Below are 2,722 nucleotides of genomic sequence, written 5' to 3'. Positions count from 1 at the left end.
GGCGTGCTTTAGCACGTTTATTTTACCCTTGACAAATTTCAGTCGAGCATTTAAAAGCTATTTGGCAAAAATCGGCGGAATTTTGTGAAATCATTATGCTATTTTTTCATTTTAACTTTACAAAACCTTCCAAACAGTTCTTTTACAATTCGGTCTGCGCCTTTTATCAAGCCTACCAAAACAAGCATATTGAAAATAACCTCTCCAATGTATTTCCATATCATGGTTACGGTAGTGATGCCCGTATCAAGCGTCGGGGTACTGCTGCTTGCATACGCTGAAAAGATGATACAAGCGAGTACGATAACAGCGCCCTCCATACACACGCCCACATAGGATTTCAAAAATGATTTTCCCATAAATGATGTGGTTTCGCCGGCAAACGATGACAAAGGCACAGGTGCAATCGCTGTATAAATATAGAGCTTAAAAAATCTGCCATAGACCGTCATAATCATAATAAAGGCAAGCACGGTTATAAAAAGACTGCCGAGTATGGTTACAAGCCATAGTGGTATGCTTGCCCAAAAACCTGCTTCTTCAACGGCGGTTTCGATTGCCGACGGCAATGTTACCGCTGCGCCGCCGATCCCGCCGAGGCTTCCTGCAATCTGTTCCACAACGCCGCCGCAGATAGAGTATATGGCGGTCATTAAATCCATCGCATAAGTGATGGCGACCTTTGCGGCACAAAAGCGGATAAAATGCTTTAAGGCATATTCCGGGCGTTGAAAGTCCCTGAAAGAAGCCGTGCTTTTGAAAATGCTCATAGCAAAAAAGAGGACTAACAAGCCAAGACCGATGGCTTGCAATCCTCCGTTAATTCCGCTTATCACACTCCAAATTGCTCCGCCGCGGAAGTCCTGCGGCGAAGTGGTGATAAGACTCCATATTTCCGCCATCTTATCATTCCATGTATGAAAGGCATTTTCCAAATTTGCCACGATCCAATTATCGGACAAAAATAATCACCTCCTGCCTAAACTCTTCCGCCGCCTTTTTACAGACGGCGGTTTTCTTGTAGTTTTTACATAATCATGTCCAAAATGTCCTTTGCAAAGGCAATGATAACGCCGCCGAAAAAGGTCAGAAAGCCGTTTGCACGCTGGGATGCGTCGTGGGATTTCAGTGACAGACCGATTTGCACCACGCCGAAGCCGAGCAGGATAAAGCCTATCGCCTTAATTGCGGAAAAGATAAATTCTGACAGGCTGTTAATCGTCCCAAGCGGATCGGCGGCACACACGTTGCCTGAAAGAGCCATCGTCATAACGGCGGCTGCCCCAAGCGCAATCTTTATCTTTTTAAGAATTGTCTGAATTTTTGCTATTTTGTTCTGATTTTTCATCGTATTGTTCAACCTCCATAAACTTAACATTTGATATATCCTCATTGATGGTAAAGGATAAATCTTTTTTGAGATATTTGCTGTTTTTGCTGTGCGTGTACGGTTTTGCCTTGCCGTCCGCTGTTTTCTTGATGTTCGGGTGTGCCATGATGTCAAACTTTTTGTCCATAATAGGGCGTTCGCCGCGCACAAAAATCAACGCATTGGAATTATCCAAAAGGCGCACCTCATCCAGCGTTAAAAGCTCACGTCCGGCGTTTTGGTAATTGGTATTGCTGGAGCCGTGCTGTCCTTTGGTAACGCCCCGCGTTCTTGTGTCAATGGTTTCCTTGCCGAGCATTTTTGAGATATACTCATGCGTCGCCTGTTCGTTACCGCCGAGATAGAGAAGCGTGTCGCAGTTGCCAGTGATGTTTTCCCAGCTATCCTTGAAAAGCGCCTTGAGCTGCGCCATATTTTGAATAATAATAGATACTGAAATTCCCCGTGAACGCATTGTAGCAAGCAATCTTTCAAAGTTATCGGGAAGCGCCACATTTGCAAATTCGTCCATCACAATATGCACCGGAACGGGCAGCTCGCCGCCGTGTTCATGGTCTGCATTATAGTAAAGTGCCTGAAACGCCTGTGTGTAGAGCATACCCACAAGATAATTAAAGGAATTGTCATTGTCGGGGATGACGCAGAATATGGCTCGTTTCTTTTCGCCGAGTGTGCCGATATCAAGATTATCGTATGATGTCATCTTTGCAATCTCCGGCAGATTAAACGCCGCAAGCCGCACTGCGGCGGAAATAAGGATCGACTTTGCGGTCTTGCCGCTGGCTTGCTTGAATACCTTATATTGCTTCAGCGCGATGTGTTCGGGGTTGTCCTCCTCCAAACCCTGAAACAGCATATCGACCGGCGACATATAATTGTTCTCGTCATCCTCAACCTGTGCGGCGTTCTCAATTAAAAACATCAGCATTTCAAAGTTCTGTTCTTCAGGCGGCGCTTCGTGCAGAAGATACAGCATGAAAGCGGTATCCAGTGCGATTTCTGATTTTTCCCAAAACGGATCGTTTTGAGATGCGTTCTTCGGCGTGGTATTCTGTATCAGATTGGATATGAGCTTGATCACATCCTCGTCATTTTTGATATAGACAAACGGGTTGTAACCGTCCGAATTCTGCGGCTCTATGAGGTTAAACACCTTAACATCATAGCCTTGTTCCAGCAGCAGGGGTGCAACACTTCGGAGCATCTGTTGCGATAGGTAAGCCTTTGAAGTAATCTCCGGCTTTTCCCCCGCTTAGCACGTGGCGTGATGGTTTCCCATCACCACGCGCCCCATCAAAATTCACCTATACATTAATTTCACATAAGCCAACC

General features: G+C 45.6%; 3 protein-coding genes. All 3 read right to left on the bottom strand.

Annotation, left to right across the window (positions count from 1 at the left end; genetic code table 11):
* Positions 1 to 98 precede the first annotated feature (98 nt).
* The 3 genes from INF28_RS12590 to INF28_RS12580 all read right to left on the bottom strand — a co-directional run bounded on the left by INF28_RS12590 (position 99) and on the right by INF28_RS12580 (position 2,594).
* Positions 99 to 962, bottom strand: coding sequence for a hypothetical protein (locus INF28_RS12590; protein WP_226393803.1), 864 nt, complete (start codon positions 960 to 962; stop codon positions 99 to 101).
* A 65-nt stretch (positions 963 to 1,027) separates the two neighbouring features.
* A complete protein-coding gene (locus INF28_RS12585; protein WP_404815182.1) occupies positions 1,028 to 1,270 on the bottom strand; it encodes a hypothetical protein in 243 nt (80 codons plus the stop codon).
* A 34-nt stretch (positions 1,271 to 1,304) separates the two neighbouring features.
* Positions 1,305 to 2,594 carry a VirD4-like conjugal transfer protein, CD1115 family gene (locus INF28_RS12580; RefSeq protein WP_318961778.1) on the bottom strand — a complete coding sequence of 430 codons (1,290 nt, stop codon included), beginning with the start codon at positions 2,592 to 2,594 and terminating at the stop codon, positions 1,305 to 1,307.
* Positions 2,595 to 2,722: the final 128 nt, after the last annotated feature.

The sequence above is a fragment of the Ructibacterium gallinarum genome, assembly GCF_014982785.1.
GTDB lineage: Bacteria > Bacillota > Clostridia > Monoglobales > Monoglobaceae > Ructibacterium > Ructibacterium gallinarum.
Note: the sequence above shows the minus strand (reverse complement) of the source record. Positions and strands in the feature narration are given on the sequence as shown.

What these genes read in the sequence shown, in the direction of transcription:
- INF28_RS12585 (WP_404815182.1), bottom strand. Translation starts at nt 1,270, where the DNA reads ATGACGATGGCTCTTTCAGGCAACGTGTGTGCCGCCGATCCGCTTGGG.
- INF28_RS12580 (WP_318961778.1), bottom strand. Translation starts at nt 2,594, where the DNA reads ATGCTCCGAAGTGTTGCACCCCTGCTGCTGGAACAAGGCTATGATGTT.